Here is a 25,567-nt window from a genome sequence, read left to right as displayed (position 1 = left end):
TTCATCATGACCGCCGACACCCTCCTGGAACGGATCACCGACTACGCCAGCCGCCCCAACCCCTACCCGCTGTACGCGGAGCTCCGCGAGGCCGGCCCCGTGGTGCGCCAGGCAGACGGCAGCTACCTGATCGGCACCTACCACGAGATCGCCGCTCTGCTCCACGACCCGCGGATGAGCGCGGATCCGCGCAGCCGTGGCGAGACGGCCGGGAGACTGCCGTTCCTGCGGCTCGACGACCCCGAGCACCACAGGCTGCGCAGGCTGGCCATGCGGCCGTTCGGCCCGCCGCACAGCCCGGGCCGGGTCGACGCCATGCGGGGCGAGATCGCCCGGATCACCGAGGAACTGATGGAGGGCTTCGAGGCGGGCCGGCAGCTCGACGTCGTCGACGATTTCGCCTACCCGCTGCCCGTCACGGTGATCTGCCGCCTGCTCGGCGTGCCGCGCGAGGACGAGCCGCTGTTCCGGGAATGGTCCGACGCGATCGTCGCCGCCGCCGACGTCAGGCCCGGAGACCAGGCCTCCGCCGAGCGGGACCGCGCGGGCGATCAAGCTCGGAGCGAGATGGGGCAGTACCTGGTGAACCTCGCCGAGCAACGCCGTGGCAACCCGGGCGACGACATGCTCTCCGCATTCATCAACGAGCCGGACCCGGCACTGCGGCTCACCCACGAGGAGCTCGCCGAGACCGGCGTGCTGCTGCTGATCGCCGGCCACGAGACCACGGTCAACCTGATCGCCAACGGCGTACTCACCCTGCTCCGCCACCGCGAGCATCTCGACCACCTGCACAAAGAACCCGACCTGCTCCCGCGGGCGATCGAGGAACTGCTGCGCTACGAGCCCCCGGTCCACATGCGCGAGCGCATCCCCCGCACCGACATCGACGTCGCCGGCACCACCCTGCCCGAAGGGACCTCCGTCATCCTGGCGCTGGCATCGGGCAACCGCGACCCCAAACGGTTCCAGGACCCCGACCGCTTCGACCCGACCCGACCGGGCAACGAGCACCTCGGCTTCGGCAGCGGTATCCATCTCTGCTACGGCGCACCGCTGGCGCGCATCGAAGCCCAGGCCGCGCTCGGCGCGCTGATCCCCCGCCTGGGCACGGCGCGCCTGGTCGAGGACCCGCCTCCGTACCGGCAGAACGCCATGCTCCGCGGCCCCCGCCACCTGACCGTCGAACTATGAATCCGCGTGGCGGCACCCGGGACGGCAGGCAGGCGTGAAGGCCCGACCCATGTCCCGCGTGAGGACCACCGCACTCGGACTGCCTCGGCTGCTCGGCGCGCGGTACGCGGTCGACGCCCGTCAGCGGACGGGCGGGCACAAGGTCCTCTTCACACGGCAGCGGGGAGGGGGCCCCGGGCGACGTCGCGGGCCTCGTCCAGGGAGAAGCCGAGCATGTGCAGGAGCATCTCGGCCATGGTGCCGGCGGCCTGGTCGATGTCGGCCTGGGGCTTGCTGAACCACAGCTCCAGAAGCGCCAGCAGGCTGCCGTTGAGCGCGGACAGGGCGATGACCGGGTCGACGACGATGAAGCGGCCTGCGACGATGCCCTGCTCCACGTCGCGTCTGGCCCGGGGAGCCAGTCCCCTGCCGGCCCATATGCGGCCGAGCTCGCTGTGGCACAGGATCCGCATGATCTCCGGGTATGACTCGGCCAGGCGTGTGCTGAGCCGTACACCTCCGGCGAGACGCTCTGCGGGATCGTCGATGCCGTGGAGGCGGTCGTCGATGGCTTGGCCGAACTCCTCCATCGCATCGTCGACGGCGGCGTCGAACAGGTCCGGCTTGGAGCCGAAGTGGTTGTAGAAGGAGCCGAACCCCACGTCGGCGCGCTCGGCGATGGCCCGGATGCTGGCGCTGGTGTCGCCGGACTCGGCCAGGATCTGCCGCGCGGCGCGGACGAGTGCCTGCCGGGTCTCGGTACGACGGCGTTCGAATCGATTGCTGAGTGGAACTGACATCGGCATGCACCGTAGATAGCAGCAGTTCTGATGATTTCATCTTCGCGTTGACGAGCCCGGCCATCGACCCTGGCCGACGCCCCTGCTCAGGTGCCCAGACAACCCGTTACACATATCTGATCGTCTGATCACTTCTGTGGCTCTCTTGACGATGAAGCTGTCATGGCTGATGCTTTCATCAGAAATAACGTAACACGCCCGGATATGCCGTGCTGGCGGGCCTTACCACCGATATGGGCATATTGCGCCCCCTGGTCGGCAGGCCACTCCCCACGCCCAGCACTTCCCGGCACCTGCACACCGGAAGGGATGAACGCAGTTGAAGAGCAATCAATCGGAAGTCGCCGAGCCGGCGAACGCGAGCGAGACGCCCGACGCGGCGATAGCCATGCTCGATGCCGAGGGGACGGTGGTCGGATGGACGCAGGCCGCCGAGCAGCTGGTCGGGTACTCGGCCAGGGAGGTGGTGGGCCGGCCCGCGGCACACGTATTGCGGTCCTCCGAGGACGCTCTGAAGGCCAGAGCGCTCGCCGATCAGTGCCGTGTCCAGGGTGGCTGGTCCGGCACCCAGACGGTCCGCCACCGCGACGGCCACACGCTCACATTGACTCTGCGGGGCTCGCTGCTGTGGGGAGAGAACGAAAGCCTTCGCTGGCTGGTATCGGTGACCGACATCGGCGCGCTCTCCTCGGGAGCGATGAACGGGTTGCTTCGCGAGTCGCTGCTCACCCACGCGCCGATCGGCATCGCCATCCGTGACCCGCAGCTGCGCTGCATGTGGGTGAACGACGCCATGGAGCTCCACGACGGCATTCCTCGTGACCGACGGTTCGGCTGCCGCCTGAAGGATTCGCTGCCCGGCTTCGAGGCCGGAGCGCTCGAGGTGGTGATGCGGCAGGTGCTGGAGAGTGGCACCACCATGGTCCACGAGTACCGGGCGTGGCCGCCGACCGATCGGCGCCGGGAGCACGTGTTCTCAGCCTCCTTCTTCTGCCTCCAGGACGCCGACGGCGAGCCACTGGGGGTGTGCTCCATGAGCGTGGACGTCACCGGAAACCGACGGGCACGCGAGCGCCTTGCCATCCTCAGCGAAGCCAGCACGCGCATCGGCAGCACCCTCGACGTCATGCAGACCGGGCAGGAACTGGCCGATCTCACCGTGCCGCTGCTGGCCGACCACGCCCTCGTCGACCTGGTGGAGTCGGTTCCGTTCGCCCTGGAGTCCTCGGCGCGGATCGGCGCGGGGAACCGCCCTCCTGCGCTGCGCCGTGCCGGTCTGGCCTCCGCGGAGCCGAGCGTTCTGGAACTGCCTTGGGCACGCGAGGAGTCGGTCCACGTCCACCCGGCCTCGCCCTTCGCCGACGTGCTGCACACGGGCAGGTCTCACCTGGTACCGGTGCTGGACATGGAACCCCGTCTCGGCCCCTGGGTCCACCACGACCCGGCGCGGGCGCAGAAGGTTCGTGACAGCGGGGTCCACTCGTTGATGGTCGTACCCATCCGTGCGCGGCGCTGCGTGCTGGGTCTGGCGGTTTTCGGCCGCTCCGAGGAGCCGAAGCCGTTCCAGGAGGACGACCTGCTGCTCGCCGAGGAGCTCGTCACCCGGGCCGCGCTCAGCCTGGACAACGCTCTGCAGTACGCGCGCGAACGCGCCGCGGCCCTCACGCTCCAGCGCGACCTGCTCCCCCACCGTGTGCGGGGCGGCGCCGCAATCGAGGTGGCCTCGCGCTACGTGCCCGCCGACATGGACCACGGCGTGGGGGGTGACTGGTTCGATGTGATCGAGCTGTCCGGCGCTCGGGTGGCCCTGGTCGTCGGCGATGTGGTCGGACACGGCATCAACGCCGCGGCGACCATGGGCAGGCTCCGCACCGCCGTGCGCACGCTGGCGGACCTGGACCTGCCTCCCGACGAACTGCTGGCGCACCTCGACGACACGGTCCAGCGGCTGAACGACGAGAACGGGGTCGACGACGAGGACCCGGACCAGGTCCCGGCGGTGGTGGGCGCCACCTGTCTGTACGCCGTCTACGACCCGGTCACCCGGCGGTGCGCGATGGCGCGGGCCGGGCACCCCCCGCCGGCGATCATCGACCCGCGGGGCCAGGTCGCCTTCCCCGACATGCCCGCCGGAACCCCGCTCGGCCTCGGCCTCGGGGTGCTCGCCTTCGAGTCGGTGGAACTGGAACTGCCCGAGGGAAGCGTCCTCGCGTTCTACACCGACGGCTTGGTCGAGTCCCGCGACGACGACCTCGATGTCGGCATGAACCGCCTTGGCGCGGTCTTGGCACAGTCCGGCCGTTCCCTGGAGGACCTGTGCTCTGAAGTGGTCGACACCTTGCCGGCCCGGACACACTCCGACGACGTCACCTTGCTCCTCGCGCGGACCCGTGCACTTCAACCGACCTGGGTAGCGTCCTGGGACCTGCCGAACGAGCCGGCCGCCGTCCGCACCGCACGGCACCTGGCCGCCCGTCAGCTCAGCGCATGGGGGATGGAGCATCTCAAGGCCACCGTGGAGCTGATCGTCAGTGAACTGGTCACCAACGCCATCCGCTACGGCGCCGGGCCGATCCACCTACGGCTCATCCAGCACCAGGTCCTGACCTGCGAGGTCTCCGACACCAGCACCAGCCATCCACGCCCGCGGCATCCGGGCACCCTCGACGAGAACGGCCGCGGCCTCTTCCTCATCGCTCACCTGTCCCGCAGGTGGGGCTCCCGCTCCGCATCGGACGGCAAGGTCGTCTGGGCCGAACAGGACCTGCCCTCCACAGCCGCCGCACGGTGACGCTTCGAGCGGCGGCACCAGCCTCCCGGCCGGGAGGTAACCGCCCAGGTTGCCGATCTCCCGTCGGGACGGCCTACGACAAAGAAGGTACGAACATGGGCACCAAACACGTCAAGAACAGCACATCGCCACATGGCGTCCAAGGCCCGATGCCCCTGTCCGGCCCTGGCTCGAACGGCAGGCCGGACCCGTTCGACGGCGTGGCAGCCGCCGTGCTCGATCATCGGGGCAGGGTGCTGCGGTGGACCGGGACGGCGAAGCACCTGACGGGGTACCCGGCCGAAGAGGTGTGCGGCCGCCCAGTACAGGACCTGGTGACCGAACTCCCCGACGAACTGCGCACCGCCACGGAAATGCCGGCATCCGGCCACGCGCGGCTGCGGCACCGGTCCGGCGACAGCATCGATGTCACCTTCCGGATCTCTGCGATGGAAGGCCCTGCGGAGTTCCTTGTCCTGGCGGCGCGCGCAGACCACGTCGTCCACCACGAGCAGGGCGCAGCACTCCTTCGCGCACTGTCTTCACAGAACGGGGTCACGATCGCCCTGCACGACACGGATCTGACCACGGTGCAGACGAACGGCACGCCGGACACTCCCGACGGCCGTCGAGTACAGCCCGGCACTCGACTGTGCGATGTGCTCTGCGCCGAGGACGCCGAGAACCTCGAGGCGGTACTGCGCCAGGTGCTGGAGACGGGCGACTCCGTGATCCGCAGGAGCCAGCACGTGAGCTGGCGGCACGATCCGGAGCGGCGGCGGGCCCTGTCGCTGTCCGCCTTCCGTCTGGAGGACGCGCGAGGACGCCCCACAGGGGTCGCGGCCCTGTACGTCGACAGCCCCCATGCACGGGCTCGCCGTCATCTGGACCTCACCCGTGAAGTGGCCGAGCGTGTGGGAAGTTCCCTGGATGTCGTGCGCACCGCACGAGCGCTCGCGGACGTACTCGTGCCTGGTTTCGGGGACCTCGTCACCGTCGACCTCGCACAGTGCGTGTTCGACGGGGAGGAGCCCCTGAAGCAGCTGGGCGGTGGAGATCTTGGTCTGCGCACCGCGGCCCTGGCACCGGCCGCCACAATGTGGACTGCCCGCACGGAGCGCGGCGACCTCTTCCCGCCGTTTCCCGACCACCCACTCCTGCGCGACTTCCAGCAGGGCGAGACCCTCGTCCTCCGCGCCGGCGACTACGGTGCTGCGCTCAGCGATCGGCGGCTGGGCGAATTCGTCATCCCGCAGGGAGGCCATTCGGTGCTGGTGGCACCCTTGCACGCCCGTGGTCTCACGCTCGGCGGCATATCGATCTGGCGCTGTGGCCGGTCCGAACCGTTCACCGAGGACGAGGCGGATCTCATGACGCAGATCGCCTCGGGGGCTGCGCTCGCCGTCGACAACGCCCGCCGTTACACGCGCGAGCACCGAGCGGCCGTGGCGCTGCAGCAGCGCCTTCTTCCGCCGGCCACGACCGACACCCCGGCCGCCGAGACCGCCGGTATCTATGTGCCCGCAGGCGGCGGAGCGGAAATCCGTGGCGACTGGTACGACGCCATCGCCCTGCCTTCTCTCCGGCTGGCCCTCGTCGCCGGGGACGTGATCGGCCACGGCATGCCCGCAACCGCCACCATGGGCCGTCTGCGCACCGCCGTACAGACCCTCGCCGACCTCGAACTCGAACCGGACGAGCTGCTCACCCGGATCGCGGACCTGGTCCAGCGCCTCGTGGCCGAAGCCCCGCCCGACCACCACGACGTAGTCGGCGCCACGTGCCTCTACTCGGTCTACGACCCGGTCACCCGACGCTGCACCATGGCCAGTGCCGGGCACCCGCCGCCGGTCCTGGTCCACCTCGACGGGACCGCCGAGGCCGTCGAAGTGCGCCCGGGGCCGCCGCTCGCGGTCGGCGGCATGCCGTACGAGACGACCACGATCGAGATCGAGGCGGGCAGCGTCCTCGCGCTCTGCACCGACGGCCTGATCCAACGGAGCGACCGCGACATCGACCAAGGTCTCCAGTGCCTGGCGGACGCCCTTGCCGCCTCCTGCCGCCCGGACCGTGCTCTGGACGAAACCGGCCGGGCCCTCCTCTCCGAGCTGCGGTGCCGGACGCGGCGCGACGACGAGACCCTGCTGCTGGCCCGCACCCGCGCCGTGCCGGCGGAGGACACCGCTCACTGGGAGATCCCGGCGGATCCGGCCGCCGTCTCCGAGGCCCGGGAATGGACAGCCCGCCAACTCACCACGTGGGGTCTGGAAGACCACCTCTTCACCACCGAACTGATCGTCAGCGAACTGGTGACGAACGCCATCCGCTACGGTCGTCCGCCGGCGGACCTGCGTCTGATCCGCCACAACGTTCTGATCTGCGAGGTCACCGACTCCAGCAGCACCCAGCCCCGCCTACGACGTGCCCACACCACCGACGAGGGAGGACGCGGCCTGTTCCTCGTCGCCCAACTCGGCGGCCGATGGGGCTGCCGCCATGGCCAGAACCGCAAGACGATCTGGTCCGAACAGCTCATCGAGTGTCCCCACTGACCTGGGGTGGTTCGTTCAGCACGTGGCGTCGCGGGCTCAGGACCTCGGCAGGGTCAGAAGCGCGACCGGTAGGAGGCGGTCCTCGACGCGGACGAGGATGTCCGTCTTGCCCTTGCCGTTGAAGACCTCGCCAGCGGCCTTCCCCTCGAACTGACCGTTGGGGTTCAAGCAGCAAGTCGCGGACAAATCTCATTCGAGCGAGATCTCTCCATCCGGCAGCCATCCACCCCAATAGCCATCCATGAAGTCGAGTAGTTGTTCCGGCTCGACCGGTGCTCGAGCTGACCCTTCACCGAGTTCCTCCTCGACGACTCGGTGCGGCCCCTTCACAGCCTGTTGAGTGAGCTGGCGGAAGTGTCCATCGGCATCGACGCCAGCCCGGTGCGCACTTTCTCCCGCGGCCGCCGCACGAACGGCCCTGGCGGGCCGGGACGGACGCATGGCGTCGGCCCCGACACGTCGGGGTCGCGGCGCGCCGCGGACTGGGCACTACGCGCAGGCCGCGGAGCGCGGGCAGCCGGCGAAGACGCGCACTCGCAGTTGATGAACATCCACATCGCCGCGCACAGCGACCCCGCAACCGGTCGGGGGCAGAGAGAGTGTCATGCGATCCTCCGGCGATTTCATGCCGAGTCCGAGCGCACCGCGCTGGTGCGCGAGACACGCGGCCACCGGGTCGCGCCAGGTGCCCGGGGATTCGCGATCGCGATTCTGTCGTCAGGAGCGCGCGAGCCGGGCCGCGAGATAGGGTGCGGTGGCGCTGCGGCGGGCCCTCGCCACCTTGGCCGGCGGACCCGCCACGACCACCCGCCCGCCCGCGTCGCCGCCGCCCGGACCGAGGTCGATGACCCAGTCGGCGGTGGCGATCGTGTCCAGGTCGTGCTCGACGAGGACGACCGTGTTGCCGGCGTCGACGAGCCGGTGCAACTGTCGCAGCAGCAGCGCGATGTCCGAGGGGTGCAGCCCCGCCGTCGGCTCGTCGAGCAGGTAGAGCGCGTGCCCGCGGCGGGCTCGCTGCAGTTCCGTGGCCAGTTTGATGCGTTGCGCCTCACCGCCGCTGAGTTCCGTCGCGGGCTGGCCCAGCCGCAGGTACCCCAGTCCCACCTCGCGCAACGTCTCCAGACTGCGGGAGGCGGCCGGGAGGGCGGACAGGAACTTGGCGGCGGCGTCGACGGACAGCGCCAGTACTTCCGCGATGTTCTTGCCGCGGTAGGTGACTTCCAGCGTTTCGGCCTTGTACCGGGCGCCTTCGCAGGTCGGGCACGGCGCGTAGGTGCCGGGCAGGAACAGTAGTTCCACCGCGACGAATCCTTCGCCCTGGCAGGTCTCGCACCGCCCTTCGGGCACGTTGAAGGAGAACCGCCCGGCCGAGTAGCCGCGCGCCCTGGCTTCGTCCGTCGCCGCGTACAGCTTGCGCACCGCGTCGAACATCCCGGTGTACGTGGCCAAGTTGGACCGGGGGGTTCGGCCGATGGGCCGTTGGTCGACCCGGACCAGCCGGTCGAACGACTCGACTCCCGACGCGTCCTGGACGTCGACCTCCAGCTGCGCCTCGTCGGGTTCCTCGGGTACGAGTCCGAGGTGGCCGCGGACGACCTCGGCGAGCACCTGCGTCACCAGCGTCGACTTTCCGGAACCGGACACGCCCGTCACCGCCGTCAGCACGCAGAGCGGTATGTCGACGGACACGTCGTGCAGATTGTTGCGAGAGACACCGCGCAGGTGCAGCCAACCGTGCGGGGTACGCGGGCGGTGATCGAGCGGCTGGGCGCGCCCGAACAGGTACTGGCTCGTGGCCGACTCCCCGACCCGCTCAAGACCGGCGACCGGGCCGCTGTACAGCACGCGTCCGCCGCCCTCGCCCGCACCGGGGCCGATGTCGACCATCCAGTCCGAACGCCGTACGACGTCCATGTCGTGCTCCACGACGAACAGCGAGTTGCCCGCCGCCTTGAGGCGGTCCAGCACGTCCAACAGCGGTTCCGCGTCAGCCGGGTGCAGGCCCGCGGAGGGTTCGTCGAGGACGTAGACGACGCCGAACAGCCCCGAGCGCAGCTGGGTGGCGATCCGCAGGCGCTGCGCCTCGCCGGGCGACAGGGTCGTCGAGCGGCGCCCGAGGCTGAGATACCCGAGGCCCAGGTCGAGCAGTACGTCGACCCGCGCGACCACATCGCCGCAGATCCGGACCGCGACCTCGGTCGTCTCCCCGGATCGGGCGGTCGACGTGGTGGCGTCGGCCTCGGAGCGCGCCGCGACGGGCCGCAGCAGCGCCACGACCTCGGTGAGCGGCATCGCGTTGATCTCGGCGATGGAACGTCCGGCGAAGGTCACGGCGAGCGCCTCGGGCCGCAGTCCGCTGCCGTGACAGGCGGGGCAGGGCACACTCCTGACGAACCGGAGCGCCCGTTCGCGCATCTTCTCGCTCTTGGAGTCGGCGAGGACGTGCATGACGTGCTTGCGGGCGCTCCAGAATTTGCCCTGGTAGCCGTAGTCGACGCGGTCCTCCTCCGGCTCGATGTACACGGAGGGCTGTTCGTCCGTGTACAGCAGCCAGTTCCGGTCCTTCTTCCTGAGCCTGCGCCACGGCCGGTCGATGTCGATCCCCAGGCCGCTCACGACACTGCGCAGGTTGGCGCCCTGCCAGGCGCCCGGCCAGGCGGCGATCGCCCCCTCGCGGATGCTCAGCGAGGGGTCCGGGACGAGCAGGTCCTCGGCGACGTCGTGCACGACACCCAGTCCGTGGCACTCCGGGCAGGCGCCGGCCGCGGTGTTGGGTGAGAACGACTCGGCTTCCAGCCGTGCGGCCCCGGGCGGATAGGTGCCGGCGCGGGAGTACAGCATGCGCAGCAGATTGGACAGCGTGGTGAGGGTGCCGACCGTCGAGCGCGAGCTGGGCGAGCCGCGTCGCTGCTGCAGGGCCACGGCCGGTGGCAGTCCGGTGATCTCCTGTACGTGCGGTGCACCGACCTGTTGCAACAGCCTGCGGGCGTACGGTGCCACGGACTCGAAGTAGCGCCGCTGGGCCTCCGCGTAGAGCGTGCCGAACGCGAGCGAGGACTTGCCCGAACCGGAGACGCCGGTGAAGGCGACCATCGCGTCCCGCGGAACGTCGACATCGATGTTCCGCAGGTTGTTCTCACCGGCGCCCCGGACATGCACAAAGGGGTCGGTCGCGTCCTTGTTCACCGTTCCTGATTACCTGATCGCGCCGCGAACCGCGCGACAGGCGCCGTCACCGGGCCCCGTTCACACGAGCGCCCGGAGAAATCCCGGTATGAGACGCTCCAGGGAACATTCGAGAGTGCGTCCCCGTTGATCCGTATGTGGGCGTGAAGGGAACTGTGTCCCCGGGCCTCACCCTTTGCCCATGAGGACGATCGTTCGGCTGAAGCCTTATGGAGCCCCCGCCGCGAGGCGACCGCCCTTCGCGCCCACTCTCTGCCCCGGCTGGGGACTCCCCGAACCAGTCGGGGCCTTCGCCTGCCCCCTGCCTGCGCACTTCCGGGCAGGACACCGAAGCGGGGTGTCCGGTGGCGCGACGTGCGGTGCCGCCCGGGGTGGCGCGGAGCTGGTGCTCGTGGTGGCGCACGCAACCGTGTGGCCCGGTGGTGGGACAGGTCCCGCACGGGGGAGGTCGAGGAGATCCGACCGTACCGCCTGCACCTGCTGGCAGGGGCCAGCGTGTCACGCGGCGTCGGCGTTACCTCGGGAGCATCCTGTGGCCACGTGCGATCCCGGGGGCAGCCGACGAGAAGGAGTCATGCGGGTGTCGTCTCAGGACGTTACGGTCGTGGCTCTTCTGGCGGATCCGGATGCGCCGACGGAGATCGCGCAGCGCATGGCCCAGATGCTTCCTGATCGGCTCGCCGACAGGTCGGGCCAGAGGCGACGGTTCGACGTCGAGGTGGTCAGTGAGCCCTTCACAGCAGGGACCGAGGACCTGTCCACGTTGACGCGCCGGATCATCGACCGCGGGCGCGCGGCGAGTTGGGACATCGTCGTAGCCCTCACCGACCTTCCGCTGCACTCGCACGGGCGCGAGCTCGTGGTGGATCTGAGTCACGAACACGGCTTGGCGCTGCTGTCCCTTCCGTCGCTGGGAGGCTTCCGGCTGCAGACCAGGGCCCGGCAGGCCGTGGAAGAAGCCGTGCTCAGCTTGGCGGGCCTGCAGGCCACGGGGGCTGAGGGGCCTCCGGGAAGTCAGCCGCTGCGGGGGCCCTTCATCGGTCGTCTCACACCTATCCATCCGGGCCGGATCGGTGAGGAGGAGATCGCCGATCTGCGGTACGTCGTCAGTGGGCCGCGCGGTTATCTGAGGGTGCTCGGCGGTATGGTCCGCGCCAACCGGCCGTGGCGCTTGGTGCCGGGGTTGTCGAAAGCCCTGGCGGCCGCACTCGCCACGGGAGCAGTCGCCACCGTGAACTCCACCATCTGGAACCTGGCCACCTCCCTGAGCACGCCACGTCTGGTGATCGCCATGGTCGGGTCTGTCGCCCTCATGACCGGCTGGCTGATCGTGGACGCGAACCTGTGGCATCGAACGGATGAGGTTTCGCCGGAGGCGAGGAAGAGGGCGGCTCTCTACAACGCCTCGACGATCGTGACCGTGGGTCTCGGGGTGATCGTCTGCTACGGGGGTTTGGTGGTCATCAACCTGGTGTGGGCGCTGTTCATCCTCAACGACCGGCTGTTCGCTTCCACGACACGAACACCGCTGCACGCCACGGAGTACTGGACGTTGTCCTGGTTCGTCGCTTCGGTCGCCACGGTGGGCGGCGCGCTGGGATCAGGCTTGGAGAGCGACGAGGCGATCCGGGCAGCCGCCTACTCCAAGCGCGAACAGGAGCGTCGCAGCGTGCTGCAGGACGAGCACGGTGACTAGCGGGTGACCTCAGTCGGAGATGTGCCGTCGGTCGGTGGTCGTCCCGGTCCGGAGACTCCGCTGATCGGTCGGTACGTGGTTGTTTCGCCTCGGGGGCCGACGGGGACCCGGACGGAACGCCGCCGGAGCGCCGAAGCTCCGCCTGGCGGGTCGGCGCCGAATGACCGTTCCATCTGATCCAGGTGAACGGCCCCCAGAGGCGTGCCGGAGCCCCGGACCCCGTCGCAGCATTTCCGAGAGTCAGGCTCTTTGCGTCCTCTCCATCACCGCCATGCCGCGACATCAAGGGAAGTCCTCATGAAAGCAGCGGTATACGAAGGACCGCGAACGGTCACAGTGAAGGACGTACCGGACGCGAAGATCGAACACCCCTGCGACATCATCGTCAAGATCACCACCACCAACATCTGCGGTTCGGACCTGCACATGTACGAGGGCCGCACCTCGTTCGAGTCCGGCCGCACCCTGGGACACGAGAACATGGGCCAGGTGGTGGAGGTCGGCTCGGCCGTCCGCAAGGTCCAGGTGGGCGAGTATGTGGTCCTGCCCTTCAACATCGCCTGCGGCTTCTGCAAGCAGTGCGAGCAGGGTCTGACCAACTACTGCCTGACCATGCAGCCGGAACCGGCCCTCGCCGGAGCCGCCTACGGATTCGCCGACATGGGCCCCTACCAGGGCGGCCAGGCGGAGCTGCTGCGCGTGCCCTACGGCGACTTCAACGCGCTGCGTCTGGGCGAGGACGCCGCCGAACGGCAGACCGACTACGTGATGCTCGCCGACATCCTCCCCACCGGCTATCACGCCACCGAGATGGCCCACGTCAAACCGGGCGACCAGACCATCGTCTTCGGGGCCGGTCCCGTCGGGCTCATGGCGACCTACTCCGCCCTCCTCAAGGGCGCCGGCCGCGTCTGGACGGCCGACCACCAGCCCGACCGGCTGCGCAAGGCGGAGGAGATCGGGGCCATTCCGATCAACACCGCCGAGCAGAACCCGGCGGAGGTCGTCAAGGAGGCCACCCTCGGTCTGGGCGCCGACAACGGCTGCGAATGCGTCGGCTACCAGGCACACGACCCCCAGGGACACGAGGACGCCAGCCTCACGCTCAACGGCCTGATCGACTCGGTCAGGTTCACGGGAGACATCGGCGTGGTGGGCGTGTTCCTGCCCCAGGACCCCGGCGGCGCGGAGGCCCAGGGCGAGCTGGAGGCGCAGGGCAAGGTCCCGATCGATTTCGGCATGATGTGGTTCAAGGGCCAGCGCATGGGAACCGGGCAGGCGCCGGTGAAGAAGTACAACCGGGCGCTGCGGGATCTGATCGTCGGCGGGAAGGCGAAGCCGAGTTTCGTCGTCTCCCACGAGCTCAGCCTGGACGAGGCCCCCACCGCCTACGAGCACTTCGACGCCCGTGACGAGGGCTGGACCAAGGTCGTCCTGCACCCCGACGGACACGGCAACGGCCACAAGCGGTAAGAGACCGGGGACCGCCGTGCCCCCTGTTTCCCCCGGACCGGTCCGGGGGCAATGGCCGCGCACCGGCCGGACCTGAACCAACAACGATTGCCCGCTCCGGCCCGGAGGACGGACGGCGGACGCTCAGCAGTGTCCGCAGGGGCAGCACCCCGTCCAGCGGCTGCGGCCGCCAGCCAGCCAGCGGGCCGTGTGGGAGGCTTCCTTGCCCGACGGCTGCCGCACCTCAACCAGGCCGACGCGACCCGGTAGGGCATCACCGACCGTCCGAGCCGATGCCATTTATCCAGCTTAAAGTGCCAACCAAAATGCTTGGTTCACAACCGTCACCTGCGCACGCGGGGCATGCCGAGGCCGATCCAGGAGATGATCTCTCGCTGGATCTCGTTGTTCCCGCCGCCGAAGGTGAAGATCACCGCAGAGCGGTAGCCGCGCTCCAACTCGCCGTGGAGCGCGGCGCCCGCCGAGCCCTCCTTCAGCGGCCCCGCGGCCGCCACGACCTCCATCAGCCACGCGTAGGCGTCACGGCGGACCTCGGAGCCGTAGACCTTGACCGCGGAGGCGTCCTGCGGGGTGAGCGTGCCGTCCTCCACGGCGCTCACCATCTGCCAGTTCAGCAGCTTCATCGCGTCCAGCTTCGTGTGCGTCAGGGCCAGGCGGCGGCGCACCCAGGGCAGGTCGATCACCCGGCGGCCGTCGGTGAGCTTGGTCTCCATGGCCCAGCGCTGCACGTCGTGCAGGGCGCGGATGGCCATGGTGCCGTGGGCGGCGAGGGTGACGCGCTCGTGGTTGAGCTGGTTGGTGATCAGCCGCCAGCCGTGGTTCTCCTCGCCCACCCGACGGGAGACGGGGACACGGACGTTCTCGTAGTAGCCGGCGGTGGTGTCGTGCCCGGCGAGCGTCCGGATGAGGGTGCAGGAGTAGCCGGGGGCACTGGTCGGCACGAGCAGCATGGTGATGCCCTTGTGGGGCGGGGCCTCGGGGTCGGTGCGTACGGCCAGCCACACCCAGTCGGCGGTGTCGCCGTTGGTCGTCCAGATCTTCTGCCCGTTGACGACGTACGCGTCGCCCTCGCGGACCGCGCGGGTCTTCAGCGAGGCGAGGTCGGTCCCGGCGCCGGGCTCGCTGTAGCCGATCGCGAAGTCGATCTCCCCGGAGAGGATCCTCGGCAGGAAGTAGTCCTTCTGCTCGTCCGTGCCGAACCGCATGAGCGTCGGACCGACCGTGTTGAGCGCCATCAGCGGCAGCGGGACTCCCGCCTGGGCGGCCTCGTCGAAGAAGATGAACTGCTCCATGGCGGTCATCCCACGCCCGCCGTATTCCTTCGGCCAGCCCACGCCCAACCAGCCGTCACTGCCGAGACGGCGGATGGTGGCGCGGTAGAACCGCTTCTGCGCCGCCGGGCCGGTGTGCCGGGCGTAGGCGCCCTCGGGCACCAGCCGCGCGAAGTACGCGCGCAGCTCGTTGCGCAGCCGCTGCTGCTCGGGCGTGTAGTCGAGATGCACGGCGCCTCCAGGCTCCCCATGGCCGGTCCTGACGGCGCACACCGTAGAACCTGTTCCAGAAATTGGGAATGCCGAGGGAGGAGGGGAATGCCCGACGGGTGGCCGACGCCTCAAGCCGGTGCCGGGTCCGTCAGCCCAGGGTCTGAAGGAAGTCGGAACAGGCCCGGGCGGCAGTGCGACAGGCCCGCGCCGCCTCCTCGCCACCCGGGTCCGCGTCGAAGACGTGCGCGGTGTCCAGGCAGACCGCCCGGCACCAGGTCACCTGGCCGCGGATGTCCTCCTCGTCCTGACTGCCGTACGCGGACAGCACGCGGCAGGTCGCGTCGCAGACCTCCGCGCACATGATGCCCTTGCGCCGCAGACGTTCCTGGCCCTGGGTGCCGCCCGGTTCGGCGAGGCTCGCGCGCAAGGCGCACGCCCGCGCGCACTCCGTGCACGCCTGTGCGCACGCGAAGCGATCCTCCAGAAACCGAACGGGATCCTGCTGCGAAGTCGTGTGCGAAGTCGTGGCTGTCACACCGCGCGGGTAGCCGGTGGCGACCCCGTCAAACCGGCGTGCGCGGCGGTTGCGCCCGTTTCCCCGGCGGGCCCCAGGGCACTCGTGGGGCACAGCGAGCGACGAGACGAGGAGGTGGATCCGTGCCCGCACGACAGGAACTGCCGTCGACGCTGGAGCGCTCCTCCCAGGACGCGCAGCGCACCTGGATCAAGGCGCACGACTCGGCGGTCGAGAGTTACGGCGAGGGCGAGCGGGCGCACCGGGTGGCGTACGGCGCGCTCAAGCACACCTTCGAGAAGGTCGGCGACCACTGGGAGCGCAAGGAGGGCGGCCGCAAGGGCCCCTCGGACCCCCGGTCGGCGCGGCCCCGGCAGCAGGGCGGGCGCAGCGGCGAGGGCGTCGACGAGAACGCCTCGAAGGAGCACCTGTACCACGTCGCGCAGCGCCTGGGCATCGACGGGCGGTCCCGGATGTCGAAGGCGGAGCTGCTGGGCGCGATCCGCAAGGAGAACCGCTCGCGTACCCGGGCCGCACGGTCGCGGTGAGCCGCGTCCCGCGTCAGGCCGCCGCACGGAGGGAAGTGAAGATCCATGGCTGAGCCCGGCCGCGGCACCCTGCCGCTGCCCGACTACGACGAGCTGCCGCTCGGCAGCCTGGAGAGCCGTATCCGCGCTCTGAACGCGGACGAGGTGGAGCAGCTGCTCGCGTACGAGCGTGAGCACGCGGCCCGTGTCCCGGTGACCGAGCTGCTCACGGCCCGGCTGGAGCAGTTGCGCGCGGGCGCCGAGCCGACGTCCGGCGACACCGCCGGCTTGCGTCCCGAGGCGAGCCGGAGCAGTGGCGGCTCGCCCGTGTCCCCGGCGACCTCGCCGGAGCCCATGAGTCCGCCGCCGCACGGGACCCCCGATCAGCGGGGCAAGCCGAAGGGCGACCGCACCTGACCCACGCGGGCGGCTCACCCCGCGTCAGTCGACCGCCTTCGGTGCCGTGTGCGAGGCGATCAGGTCGGGCGAGAGATAGGCGTCGGTCCGCTCGAAGTCCTTGAGCGTGGCCGGGCGCCCGGCCTGGAAGCCGGTGCGGACGAAGTCGTAGCCCGCCATCGCGTTCAGCGTCCAGTTCGTCAGGGTGCGCAGGCGGGCCGGGACCGTGCGCAGGGCGCCCACGTGGTAGCCGCGCGCCACGACCTGCGCGGGCAGGCCGGTCAGTTCCACGCCGAGCGGCTTGGACACGGCTTGGACGCCGCCGAGGTCGACGACGAGCCCGAGGTCCCGGTGGCGGTAGGGGGTCAGCGGCGCGCCGCGCAGCGCCGCGGCGACGTTCTTCGCGGCCCTCCAGCCCTGGCGCATGGCGTGCTGGGCGGTCGGCGGGCAGATGGCGTCGGGGCCCTTGGCGAGGTCGGGCACCGCCGCGGCGTCACCGAGGGCGAACACCCCGTCCAGGCCGGGTACGGCCAGGTCGTCGCGGACGACCAGCCGGCCGCGGTCGGTCTCGGCATCCAGCGTGGCGATCAGCGGGCTGGGTGCTACCCCTGCGGTCCAGATCAGGGTGTGGCAGCGCAGCTTGCGGCCGTCTGTGAGGGTGACGGTGTCCGCGGTGGCCTCGGCGACCGAGACGCCGAGTGAGACGTGCAGGCCGCGCCGCTCCAGGATGGCGAGCGCCTTCGCGCCGAGCCGGTCGCCGAGTTCCGGCATGAGCCTGGGCGCGATGTCGACGAGGTGCCACTTCACCAGGGACGGGTCCAGGCCCGGATAACGCCTCACCGCGGCGGTGGTGAGGCGGTGCAGGTAGGCGGCGGTCTCGGTGCCGGCATAGCCGCCGCCGACGACCACGAACTGCAGCCGGGTCTCGCGCTCGACCGGGTCGGAACTGGCCGCAGCGAGGTCGAGCTGGGAGATGACGTGGTCGCGTACCCAGGCCGCCTCCGCCAACGTCTTCATGCCCACCGCGTGCCGGTCCACCCCGGGGATGTTGAACTGGCGGGTGACGCTGCCGGGCGTCAGCACCAGGTAGTCGTAGTGCTCGACGGTCGTCTCGCCGTTGATCTTGCGCACGACCACGGCCTTGGCGGAGGGATCGACGCCGACCGCCTGGCCGGGCACGAGCAGCGTACGGTGCAGCAGTCGGCGCAGCGGGACCGCGACCGACTGCGGGGTGAGGATTCCCGACGCGACGTGTGGCAGCAGGGGCAGATACAACTGGTGGCTGTAGGGCGCGACGAGCCTGAGGCGCGCCTCGGCGGGTCCCAGAATCCGCTCGAGTCGCCGCGCGGTCTCCATGCCGGCGAACCCGCCGCCGACGATCACGATCCGGGGCACGGCCATGACAGATCCCTCCAGCGGGAGACTTCGACCCCTGCCACGCTAGGGAACAGGGCCCGCATCCGCACCCCCAGCCGCCCTGTTTCCGCGCGGGCCGGTCGGCCCAGCTGACGCCGACGGGCCCGCGCGGCCCTGCGGTGTGCTACTTGGCGTACGTCAGCGTGCCGAAGCCGAGCTGGTCGTACCCGCCGCTGGTGGAGCCGTAGTCACCGCCGCCGCCCTCGGGGGCGACGAGGTCGTAGTACATCGCCGAGACGTACTTGTCGTCGAGGTACAGGCGCCGGTTGTAGTGGGAGTGGAGCATCGCTGACGAGCCGGGACGATCCCTCGCTGCCGTTGCAGCAGGCGGGGCACGCGGAGCTGGTCGAGACACCGGACGGGGACTGGGTCATGAGCCATCTGGCGGCCCGTCCGCTGCGGACCCCGGACGGGCCCCGGTGCACCCTCGGCCGCGAGACGGCGATCCAGGCAGTGACCTGGGACGCGGACGGCTGGCCCCGGCTGCGGCAGGGAGGCCCGCACCTGCACGCCCCGGGTGACGGTGCTGGGCGGAGCGGAGCTGACGCATCATCACGGGTGAGGCCGCCGCCACACGGACGGCGACTCGGGCGCCCCGGGGAAAGAAGAGGCGGGTGTCGTACTGGAAAGACGATCCAGTACGACACCCGCCTCGCTGCACGCAGACCCGAGGGGTCAGTGCGTGGGCACGTCCACGACCACGACCTCGTCGATGCTGCGCTGGATCTCCTCCGGGCGCGGGGCGACGGCGCGGGCCCAGAAGTAGATGCCCAGGGAGAAGACGGCGATGACCAGGATGTCCCACCACAGCGGGAGGTTGCCCTGGCCGCCGAAGGTGCCCTGCCAGGAGATCAGGCCCATGCCCAGCAGGTAGACCGGCAGCCACTGGGCGGCCTTGAAGTCCATCCGGGGCGCGTCCGGCAGACCCTTGTTGTTGGCGTAGAGGGCGTAGCCGCCGAGCAGCGCGTAGCCGAGGACGATCGCCACGCCGAGCCGCCAGAGGATGTCCCAGCCGGACCAGAAGATGATCAGGTTGGCCACCACGAAGGACAGCGGAGCGATCACCTTGCCGGCGGGCAGGCGGTAGGGGCGCTCGCGGTCCGGCAGCTTGTCGGTGAAGACGCCGTAGGCGAGCGGGGCGCCCGCATACATCAGGACGCTCGCCGAGGTGATGAAACCGACCAGCTTCTGCCAGCTCGGGAAGGGCAGGAAGCAGATCACGCCGGTGACGAAGGAGAGGATCAGGCCGAACCACGGCACGCCGCGGGCGTCGACCTTCTCGAAGAGCTTCGGCGCGTAGCCGTTCTTGGACAGACCGAAGGAGACGCGGGAGGTGGCGGTGGTGTAGATGAGGCCGGTGCCGCCGGGGGAGATCACCGCGTCGATGTACAGCACGACGGCCAGCCAGCCGAGGCCGACCAGCGTGGCAAGGCCCGCCCACGGGCCCTCGATGCCCTTGAAGGCGAGCTTGGCCCAGCCGTGCGCGAAGCTGCTGTGCGGCAGCGCGGCGATGAACACGACCTGGAGCAGGACGTAGATGATCGCGCCGATCGCGACGGAGCCGAGGGTCGCGCGCGGCAGGTCGCGCTTGGGGTCGCGGCTCTCACCGGCGAGCTGGATCGCCTGCTCGAAGCCCAGCAGGGCGAAGATGATGCCGCTGGTGCTGATGGCGCCCAGCACACCCTTGGCGCCCATCGGGGCGAAGCCCTCCGAGGTGAAGTTGCCCGGGTGGAAGTTGCCCACCGCGACGATGAAGATCGCGGCCAGCGGCACGGCGATCTTCCACCAGGTGGCGGCGCTGTTGGTGTGCGCGAGGACCTTGACGCCGAGGAAGTTGACGGCGACGAAGACGGCCATCAGGAAGACGGCGACGACGAGACCGCTGGCCGTCAGAGTGCCGTCGGAGGCGTGCTGGAAGCCCTGCGCGAAGTGCCAGTGCCCGAGGTAGCCGATCATGGCCTCGACCTCGATGGGGGCCACGGTCGCCGCCTGCAGCCAGGAGAACCAGCCGAAGGACATGCCGGCCAGGCCACCGAAGGCGTAGTGCGGATAGCGTGCCGTGCCGCCCGCCACCGGGAACATGCCGCCGAGCTCGGCGTGCACGAGGGCGAGAAGGACGATGGCGACCGCGCCGATCACCCACGAGATGGTCGCCGCAGGGCCGGCTGTCATGACGGCGTTCTTGGCGCCGTAGAGCCAGCCGGAGCCGATGATGGACCCCACCGAGGCCCACATCAGTCCGATCAGACCGACGTCACGCCGCAGACCGGTCCGGTCGCGGGTGGCATCGGGGGCTGCATGGTCAAGGTTCACCATGTCAAGGGGCCTCTCACTATCTGAGCAGGGAATTAACGCGCAATTGGCGGCTCAGGGTAGGAACGGAGACCCGTTCGACAGAAGGCCGTCACCTGAAATTTGACTCTTCTAGGGGGATTTCTTTTACTCGCACTTTGCGCAGGTCAGCCAGGGTTCCGGAATGTCCGTATTCAGTCCGGGAATGCGAGAAGAAGGTAAGACAGGTCACACTTCTCGAGGTATTCGACCCACGAAAGCAGTCATGTCCATGCCGAGCGGCCCGCGCAGGCCGGACGCGCTGAAGAACGTCCGCACACGTGACCACCGCCTCCCGAACATCGATACTGCCGACAGCGAGTGGACGCAGGAGGCTCCCATGAAGATGTTGATCAATGTCCCGGATACGGTGGTCGCCGACGCGCTGCGGGGCATGGCGGCCGCGCACCCCGAGCTGACCGTCGATGTGGAGAACCGGGTGATCGTACGGCGTGACGCCCCGGTCGCCGGAAAGGTCGCGCTCGTCTCCGGCGGCGGTTCGGGCCACGAGCCGCTGCACGGCGGCTTCGTGGGCCCCGGCATGCTGTCGGCCGCCTGCCCCGGCGAGGTGTTCACCTCGCCGGTTCCCGACCAGATGGTACGTGCGGCGGCCGCCGTGGACAGCGGCGCCGGCGTGTTGTTCATCGTGAAGAACTACACCGGCGACGTGCTGAACTTCGACATGGCGGCCGAACTCGCCGAGGACGAGGGCATCCAGGTCGCGAAGGTTCTGGTGAACGATGACGTCGCCGTCACCGACAGCCTCTACACGGCGGGCCGGCGCGGCACCGGCGCCACCTTGTTCGTGGAGAAGATCGCGGGGGCGGCGGCCGACGAGGGGCAGCCGCTGGAGCGGGTCCAGGCCATCGCCCGGCAGGTCAACGAGAACTCCCGCAGCTTCGGTGTCGCCCTCAGCGCCTGCACCACGCCCGCCAAGGGCACCCCCACTTTCGACCTGCCGCCCGGCGAGCTGGAGTTGGGCATCGGCATCCACGGCGAGCCGGGCCGTGAGCGGCGCCCGATGATGACCGCACGGGAGATCGCCGACTTCTCGGTGAACGCCGTCCTGGACGACCTTCAGCCGCGCAACCCGGTGCTGGTCCTGGTCAACGGCATGGGCGCCACCCCGCTGCTGGAGCTGTACGGCTACAACGCGGAGGTGCAGCGGGTGCTGTCCGAGCGTGGCGTGGCGGTGGCCCGCACGCTGGTCGGCAACTATGTGACCTCCCTCGACATGGCGGGCGCGTCGGTCACCCTGTGCCAGGTCGACGAGGAGCTGCTGCGGCTGTGGGACGCGCCGGTGAGCACGCCGGCGCTGCGCTGGGGCCGATGAGCGACCTGTCCGCCGGGCAGGTCGTGGGTCGGACGAGTGAGGTCACCGTTCGTATCACGCAAGGAGATGCAGTGCTCGACGCCGACTTCTTCCGCCGTTGGATGACGGCGGCCGCCGCGTCCGTCGACCGCGAGGCCGAGCGGCTGACCGCGCTCGACTCGCCGATCGGCGACGCCGACCACGGCAGCAACCTGCAGCGCGGCTTCCGCGCGGTCACGGCCACGCTGGAGAAGGAGGCGCCGGACACGCCCGGTGCGATTCTCCAGCTCGCGGGCCGTCAGCTGATCTCGACGGTCGGCGGTGCCTCCGGCCCGCTGTACGGGACGCTGCTGCGCCGCACCGGCAAGGCCCTCGGGGACGCCACCGAGGTGTCCGAGCAACAGCTGACGGACGCCGTACGGGCGGGCGTGGACGCGGTGATGACGCTCGGCGGGGCCGCGCCCGGCGACAAGACCATGGTCGACGCCCTGGTGCCCGCGGTGGACGCGCTCGCCACCTCCTTCCGGGCGGCGGCCGCCGCCGCCGAGGAGGGTGCCGTCGCGACGACCCCGTTGCAGGCCCGCAAGGGCCGGGCGAGCTATCTGGGTCAACGCAGCATCGGGCATCAGGATCCCGGCGCCACCTCCTCCGCCCTGCTGATCGCCGCGCTCGTGGAGGCCTCAGGTGAGTGAGAGCACGGAGAAAATGGTCGGGATCGTCCTCGTCTCGCACAGCCCGGCGGTCGCCGAGTCGGTGGCGACGCTGGCGAAGGCGCTGTCGGGCGGCGGGGCCAACGCGCCCATCGCCGCTGCGGGCGGCACGGCGGACGGCGGGTTCGGAACGAGCTCCGAGCTGGTGTCCGCCGCGGCGGCCTCCGTCGACCGGGGCGCGGGAGTCGCCGTGCTCATGGACCTGGGCAGCGCGGTCCTCACCGTGAAGGCGCTGCTCGCGGAGGGCGACGAGCTGCCGCCGAACACCCGGGCCGTCGACGCCCCCTTCGTCGAGGGCGCGGTCGCCGCCATGGTCACGGCGTCGACGGGCGCGGACCTGGCGGCGGTGGAGGCGGCGGCCAGGGAGGCGTACTCCTACCGGAAGGAGTGACGGGGCGCCCGAATCGTCGGGATGGTGCGGCCGAGGGGCGGGGTGGAACGGGGCCCCGGCCCTCGGCCGCGTTCGCCGGCGCGGGATCAGCGACGACAGCGGACCGCGCCGTCGGCACGAACTGCCCTCGAAGGCAAGCGAGTTCACGCCGCGTAGGGCACCAGCATACGTAGCCCGGGCGCACCCCTGCCAACGCCGCCCCGCCCGCGGGACCCGGTTGGGCTGTCCGGGTGCGGGCGGATCCGCTATTCGGGTGCGGGCAGCTCCCGGAACTCCTCCAGGGCATGGGTGAGCCACTGGATCCAGAAGGTCTCCAGGTCGACGCCCGCCCGCAGCACGAGGTGCTGGAGGCGGTCCCGCACCGAGTCACGGCCGGGCCCGAAGTCGCGTTCCTCGATCTCCCGGTACTCGGCCAACTGGCGCCGGTGCAGGTCGAGATGGCGGCGCAGGTCCGCCTCCATCCCCTCGGTGCCGACGACGGCGGCGGCGCGCAGCCGCAGCAGCAGCACGTCCCGGTGGGGCTTGGGGTCCTGGGCGGCGGCCGTCCAGCGGGCGAGTTCGGCGCGGCCGGCCGGCAGGACCTCGTACGACTTCTTCTGCCCGCGGGCCGGCTGTTCGGCGGGCAGAGCGCGGATCAGGCCGTCGCTCTCGAGGCGTCCCAGCTCCCGGTAGATCTGCTGATGGGTGGCCGACCAGAAGTAGCCGATCGACCGGTCGAACCGACGGGTCAGTTCGAGCCCCGACGACGGCTTCTCCAGCAGGGCGGTCAGGATCGCGTGCGGGAGGGACATGGCCTCATCCTAGGGACGGCTCCGGCTCCTACAGTGCCGCGGCCAGCTCCGTGCCCTGCTTGATCGCACGCTTGGCATCCAGCTCGGCCGCCACGTCGGCACCGCCGATGAGGTGCGGGGTGCGGCCTGCGGCGAGAAGCTCCTCGTACAGGCCGCGGCGCGGCTCCTGCCCGGTGCACAGGACGATCGTGTCGACCTCCAGGACGCGACTCTCCCCGTCCACGGTGATGTGCAGCCCGGCGTCGTCGATCCGGTCGTAGCCGACGCCCGGCACCATGGTCACGCCCCGGTGCCTCAGCTCGGTGCGGTGGATCCAGCCGGTGGTCTTGCCGAGTCCGGCGCCGACCTTGGAGGTCTTGCGCTGGAGGAGGTGGACGGTGCGCGGCGGGGCGGGCCGCTCGGGGACGGCGAGGCCGCCGGGGGCGCGGTAGTCCATGTCGACGCCCCAGTGGCGGAAGTACGTCGCCGGGTCCTCGCTCGCCTTGTCGCCGCCGTCGGTGAGGTACTCGGCGACGTCGAACCCGATGCCGCCCGCGCCGAGGATCGCCACGCGGTCACCGACGGGCGCACCGTCCCGCAGCACGTCGAGGTATCCGAGGACGCGGGGGTGGTCGACGCCGGGGATGTCGGGGGTACGGGGGGTGACGCCGGTCGCCACGACGATCTCGTCGTATCCGGACAGGTCACCGGCGGCGACCGGGGTGTTCAGCCGGACGTCCACGCCGCGCAGGTCGAGCTGGGTGCGGAAGTAGCGCAGGGTCTCGTCGAACTCCTGCTTGCCCGGCACCTTGCGGGCCACGTTGAGCTGGCCGCCGATCTCGCCCGCCGCCTCGTAGAGCGTGACGTCGTGTCCGCGCTCGGCGGCGGAGACGGCACAGGCCAGCCCGGCGGGACCGGCGCCGACGACGGCGACGCGCTTGCGCAGCCGGGTCGGGGCGAGGACGAGTTCGGTCTCGTGGCAGGCGCGCGGGTTGACCAGGCAGGAGGTGATCTGCCCGCTGAAGGTGTGGTCGAGGCAGGCCTGGTTGCAGCCGATACAGGTGTTGATGGTCTCGGGCCGCCCGGCCACCGCCTTGGCGACGAAGTCGGGGTCGGCGAGCATCGGACGGGCCAGGGACACCATGTCGGCGTAGCCCTCGGCGATCAACTGCTCGGCCAGCTCGGGGGTGTTGATGCGGTTGGTCGTCACCAGCGGCACCGAGACGGCGCCCATGACCTTCTTGGTCACCCACGCGTACGCGCCGCGCGGCACGGAGGTGGCGATGGTGGGGATGCGGGCCTCGTGCCATCCGATGCCGGTGTTGATGATCGTGGCTCCGGCGGCCTCGACCGCCTTGGCGAGGGTGACGACCTCCTCCAGGGACGAGCCGCCGGGGACGAGGTCCAGCATGGAAAGCCGGTAGATGACGATGAAGTCCTCGCCGACCGCCTCGCGGACGCGGCGCACGATCTCGACCGGGAAGCGCATCCGGTTCTCGTAGGAGCCGCCCCAGCGGTCGGTGCGCCGGTTGGTGCCTGCCGTGATGAACTCGTTGACGAGGTAGCCCTCGGAACCCATGATCTCGACGCCGTCGTACCCGGCCTGCCGCGCCAGGCGGGCGGCGCGCGCGTAGTCGTCGATGGTCTGCTCGACCTCGGCGTCGGTGAGCGCGTGCGGGACGAACGGGCTGATCGGCGCCTGGAGTGCACTGGGCGCGACGAGGTCTTGGTGGTAGGCGTAGCGGCCGAAGTGGAGGATCTGCATCGCGATCCGCCCGCCCTCGCGGTGCACGGCGTCGGTGATGACGCGGTGCTGTCCGGCCTCCGCCTCGGTGGTGAGCTTGGCGCCGCCCGCGTACGGGCGTCCGGCCTCGTTGGGGGCGATACCGCCGGTGACGATGAGCCCCACTCCCCCGCGCGCCCGCTCCGCGTAGAACGCGGCCATGCGCTCGAAGCCGCGCTCGGCCTCCTCCAGGCCCACGTGCATCGAGCCCATGAGCACGCGGTTGGGCAGCGTGGTGAAGCCGAGGTCGAGCGGGGTCAGCAGGTGCGGGTAGCGGCTCATG

General features: G+C 70.4%; 19 protein-coding genes and 2 pseudogenes. 11 read left to right on the top strand and 10 right to left on the bottom strand.

Features of this window, described 5'->3' with window-relative positions:
- Window positions 1-6 precede the first annotated feature (6 nt).
- Window positions 7-1,194: a cytochrome P450 gene (locus tag ACZ7L1_RS21640; RefSeq protein ID WP_471439313.1), complete on the top strand. Its 1,188-nt coding sequence runs from the start codon at window positions 7-9 to the stop codon at window positions 1,192-1,194.
- A gap of 149 nt (window positions 1,195-1,343) precedes the next feature.
- Here the strand turns inward: ACZ7L1_RS21640 and ACZ7L1_RS21635 are convergent, their stop codons facing one another.
- Complete coding sequence (locus ACZ7L1_RS21635; RefSeq protein WP_471439311.1) at window positions 1,344-1,979, bottom strand: TetR/AcrR family transcriptional regulator; 636 nt, start codon at window positions 1,977-1,979, stop codon at window positions 1,344-1,346.
- A 313-nt stretch (window positions 1,980-2,292) separates the two neighbouring features.
- Between ACZ7L1_RS21635 and ACZ7L1_RS21630 the strand changes: the two genes are divergently transcribed.
- On the top strand, window positions 2,293-4,764 hold the full coding sequence (locus ACZ7L1_RS21630; protein WP_471439310.1) for a SpoIIE family protein phosphatase: 2,472 nt from the start codon (window positions 2,293-2,295) through the stop codon (window positions 4,762-4,764).
- Window positions 4,765-4,913: 149 nt separating this feature from the next.
- Entirely contained in the window at window positions 4,914-7,295 is a 2,382-nt protein-coding gene (locus ACZ7L1_RS21625; protein ID WP_471439474.1) for an ATP-binding SpoIIE family protein phosphatase, read from the top strand.
- Between the two features lie 36 nt (window positions 7,296-7,331).
- Here ACZ7L1_RS21625 and ACZ7L1_RS21620 read toward each other — a convergent pair whose 3' ends face one another.
- Together ACZ7L1_RS21620 and uvrA are read right to left on the bottom strand one after the other, a co-directional pair.
- Entirely contained in the window at window positions 7,332-7,463 is a 132-nt protein-coding gene (locus ACZ7L1_RS21620; protein WP_471439308.1) for a hypothetical protein, read from the bottom strand.
- A gap of 549 nt (window positions 7,464-8,012) precedes the next feature.
- Window positions 8,013-10,481 (bottom strand): excinuclease ABC subunit UvrA, encoded by a 2,469-nt coding sequence (gene uvrA / locus ACZ7L1_RS21615; protein WP_471439307.1) that lies wholly within the window; start codon window positions 10,479-10,481, stop codon window positions 8,013-8,015.
- A gap of 574 nt (window positions 10,482-11,055) precedes the next feature.
- Here uvrA and ACZ7L1_RS21610 point away from each other — a divergent pair.
- Together ACZ7L1_RS21610 and ACZ7L1_RS21605 are read left to right on the top strand one after the other, a co-directional pair.
- Entirely contained in the window at window positions 11,056-12,177 is a 1,122-nt protein-coding gene (locus ACZ7L1_RS21610; protein WP_471439306.1) for a hypothetical protein, read from the top strand.
- 297 nt (window positions 12,178-12,474) lie between these two features.
- Complete coding sequence (locus ACZ7L1_RS21605) at window positions 12,475-13,650, top strand: glutathione-independent formaldehyde dehydrogenase (RefSeq protein WP_471439304.1); 1,176 nt, start codon at window positions 12,475-12,477, stop codon at window positions 13,648-13,650.
- 323 nt (window positions 13,651-13,973) lie between these two features.
- On the opposite strand, the gene ACZ7L1_RS21600 is transcribed toward ACZ7L1_RS21605, so the two are convergent.
- Both ACZ7L1_RS21600 and ACZ7L1_RS21595 read right to left on the bottom strand, forming a co-directional pair.
- Window positions 13,974-15,152 carry an acyl-CoA dehydrogenase family protein gene (locus tag ACZ7L1_RS21600; RefSeq protein ID WP_471439302.1) on the bottom strand — a complete coding sequence of 393 codons (1,179 nt, stop codon included), beginning with the start codon at window positions 15,150-15,152 and terminating at the stop codon, window positions 13,974-13,976.
- A gap of 130 nt (window positions 15,153-15,282) precedes the next feature.
- Complete coding sequence (locus tag ACZ7L1_RS21595; protein WP_471439300.1) at window positions 15,283-15,669, bottom strand: four-helix bundle copper-binding protein; 387 nt, start codon at window positions 15,667-15,669, stop codon at window positions 15,283-15,285.
- Window positions 15,670-15,791: 122 nt separating this feature from the next.
- Between ACZ7L1_RS21595 and ACZ7L1_RS21590 the strand changes: the two genes are divergently transcribed.
- Window positions 15,792-16,196: a ChaB family protein gene (locus tag ACZ7L1_RS21590; RefSeq protein WP_471439299.1), complete on the top strand. Its 405-nt coding sequence runs from the start codon at window positions 15,792-15,794 to the stop codon at window positions 16,194-16,196.
- Window positions 16,197-16,241: 45 nt separating this feature from the next.
- Window positions 16,242-16,592 carry a DUF8129 domain-containing protein gene (locus ACZ7L1_RS21585; RefSeq protein WP_471439298.1) on the top strand — a complete coding sequence of 117 codons (351 nt, stop codon included), beginning with the start codon at window positions 16,242-16,244 and terminating at the stop codon, window positions 16,590-16,592.
- A gap of 24 nt (window positions 16,593-16,616) precedes the next feature.
- Here the strand turns inward: ACZ7L1_RS21585 and ACZ7L1_RS21580 are convergent, their stop codons facing one another.
- Both ACZ7L1_RS21580 and ACZ7L1_RS21575 read right to left on the bottom strand, forming a co-directional pair.
- Window positions 16,617-17,972, bottom strand: a complete 1,356-nt coding sequence (locus ACZ7L1_RS21580; protein ID WP_471439296.1) for an NAD(P)/FAD-dependent oxidoreductase — start codon at window positions 17,970-17,972, stop codon at window positions 16,617-16,619.
- A 139-nt stretch (window positions 17,973-18,111) separates the two neighbouring features.
- Window positions 18,112-18,276, bottom strand: a pseudogene (locus ACZ7L1_RS21575) (alginate lyase family protein); the annotation flags it as partial.
- A 29-nt stretch (window positions 18,277-18,305) separates the two neighbouring features.
- On the opposite strand from ACZ7L1_RS21575, the pseudogene ACZ7L1_RS21570 reads away from it, so the two are divergent.
- A pseudogene (locus ACZ7L1_RS21570) lies at window positions 18,306-18,407 on the top strand (hypothetical protein); the annotation flags it as partial.
- A gap of 255 nt (window positions 18,408-18,662) precedes the next feature.
- Here the strand turns inward: ACZ7L1_RS21570 and ACZ7L1_RS21565 are convergent.
- Entirely contained in the window at window positions 18,663-20,303 is a 1,641-nt protein-coding gene (locus ACZ7L1_RS21565) for an APC family permease (RefSeq protein ID WP_471439294.1), read from the bottom strand.
- A 355-nt stretch (window positions 20,304-20,658) separates the two neighbouring features.
- Between ACZ7L1_RS21565 and dhaK the strand changes: the two genes are divergently transcribed.
- The 3 genes from dhaK (at window position 20,659) to ACZ7L1_RS21550 (ending at window position 22,731) form a co-directional block, all read left to right on the top strand.
- A complete protein-coding gene (gene dhaK, locus ACZ7L1_RS21560; protein WP_471439472.1) occupies window positions 20,659-21,651 on the top strand; it encodes a dihydroxyacetone kinase subunit DhaK in 993 nt (330 codons plus the stop codon).
- Between the two features lie 71 nt (window positions 21,652-21,722).
- Window positions 21,723-22,322 carry a dihydroxyacetone kinase subunit DhaL gene (gene dhaL / locus ACZ7L1_RS21555; protein WP_471439293.1) on the top strand — a complete coding sequence of 200 codons (600 nt, stop codon included), beginning with the start codon at window positions 21,723-21,725 and terminating at the stop codon, window positions 22,320-22,322.
- A 13-nt stretch (window positions 22,323-22,335) separates the two neighbouring features.
- Window positions 22,336-22,731, top strand: a complete 396-nt coding sequence (locus tag ACZ7L1_RS21550) for a PTS-dependent dihydroxyacetone kinase phosphotransferase subunit DhaM (RefSeq protein WP_471439471.1) — start codon at window positions 22,336-22,338, stop codon at window positions 22,729-22,731.
- Window positions 22,732-22,976: 245 nt separating this feature from the next.
- Here the strand turns inward: ACZ7L1_RS21550 and ACZ7L1_RS21545 are convergent, their stop codons facing one another.
- A complete protein-coding gene (locus ACZ7L1_RS21545) occupies window positions 22,977-23,522 on the bottom strand; it encodes a PadR family transcriptional regulator (RefSeq protein WP_471439292.1) in 546 nt (181 codons plus the stop codon).
- 28 nt (window positions 23,523-23,550) lie between these two features.
- Window positions 23,551-25,566, bottom strand: coding sequence for an FAD-dependent oxidoreductase (locus ACZ7L1_RS21540; RefSeq protein WP_471439291.1), 2,016 nt, complete (start codon window positions 25,564-25,566; stop codon window positions 23,551-23,553).
- Window position 25,567 lies beyond the last annotated feature (1 nt).

It is taken from the genome of Streptomyces sp. NPDC107546 (assembly GCF_055639175.1).
Note: the sequence above shows the minus strand (reverse complement) of the source record. Positions and strands in the feature narration are given on the sequence as shown.

What these genes read in the sequence shown, in the direction of transcription:
- ACZ7L1_RS21540 (WP_471439291.1), bottom strand. Translation starts at nt 25,566, where the DNA reads ATGAGCCGCTACCCGCACCTGCTGACCCCGCTCGACCTCGGCTTCACC.
- ACZ7L1_RS21585 (WP_471439298.1), top strand. Translation starts at nt 16,242, where the DNA reads ATGGCTGAGCCCGGCCGCGGCACCCTGCCGCTGCCCGACTACGACGAG.
- ACZ7L1_RS21610 (WP_471439306.1), top strand. Translation starts at nt 11,056, where the DNA reads ATGCGGGTGTCGTCTCAGGACGTTACGGTCGTGGCTCTTCTGGCGGAT.
- ACZ7L1_RS21640 (WP_471439313.1), top strand. Translation starts at nt 7, where the DNA reads ATGACCGCCGACACCCTCCTGGAACGGATCACCGACTACGCCAGCCGC.
- ACZ7L1_RS21605 (WP_471439304.1), top strand. Translation starts at nt 12,475, where the DNA reads ATGAAAGCAGCGGTATACGAAGGACCGCGAACGGTCACAGTGAAGGAC.
- ACZ7L1_RS21550 (WP_471439471.1), top strand. Translation starts at nt 22,336, where the DNA reads ATGGTCGGGATCGTCCTCGTCTCGCACAGCCCGGCGGTCGCCGAGTCG.
- ACZ7L1_RS21565 (WP_471439294.1), bottom strand. Translation starts at nt 20,303, where the DNA reads ATGGTGAACCTTGACCATGCAGCCCCCGATGCCACCCGCGACCGGACC.
- dhaK (WP_471439472.1), top strand. Translation starts at nt 20,659, where the DNA reads ATGAAGATGTTGATCAATGTCCCGGATACGGTGGTCGCCGACGCGCTG.
- ACZ7L1_RS21635 (WP_471439311.1), bottom strand. Translation starts at nt 1,979, where the DNA reads ATGCCGATGTCAGTTCCACTCAGCAATCGATTCGAACGCCGTCGTACC.
- ACZ7L1_RS21625 (WP_471439474.1), top strand. Translation starts at nt 4,914, where the DNA reads ATGCCCCTGTCCGGCCCTGGCTCGAACGGCAGGCCGGACCCGTTCGAC.
- ACZ7L1_RS21580 (WP_471439296.1), bottom strand. Translation starts at nt 17,972, where the DNA reads ATGGCCGTGCCCCGGATCGTGATCGTCGGCGGCGGGTTCGCCGGCATG.
- ACZ7L1_RS21545 (WP_471439292.1), bottom strand. Translation starts at nt 23,522, where the DNA reads ATGTCCCTCCCGCACGCGATCCTGACCGCCCTGCTGGAGAAGCCGTCG.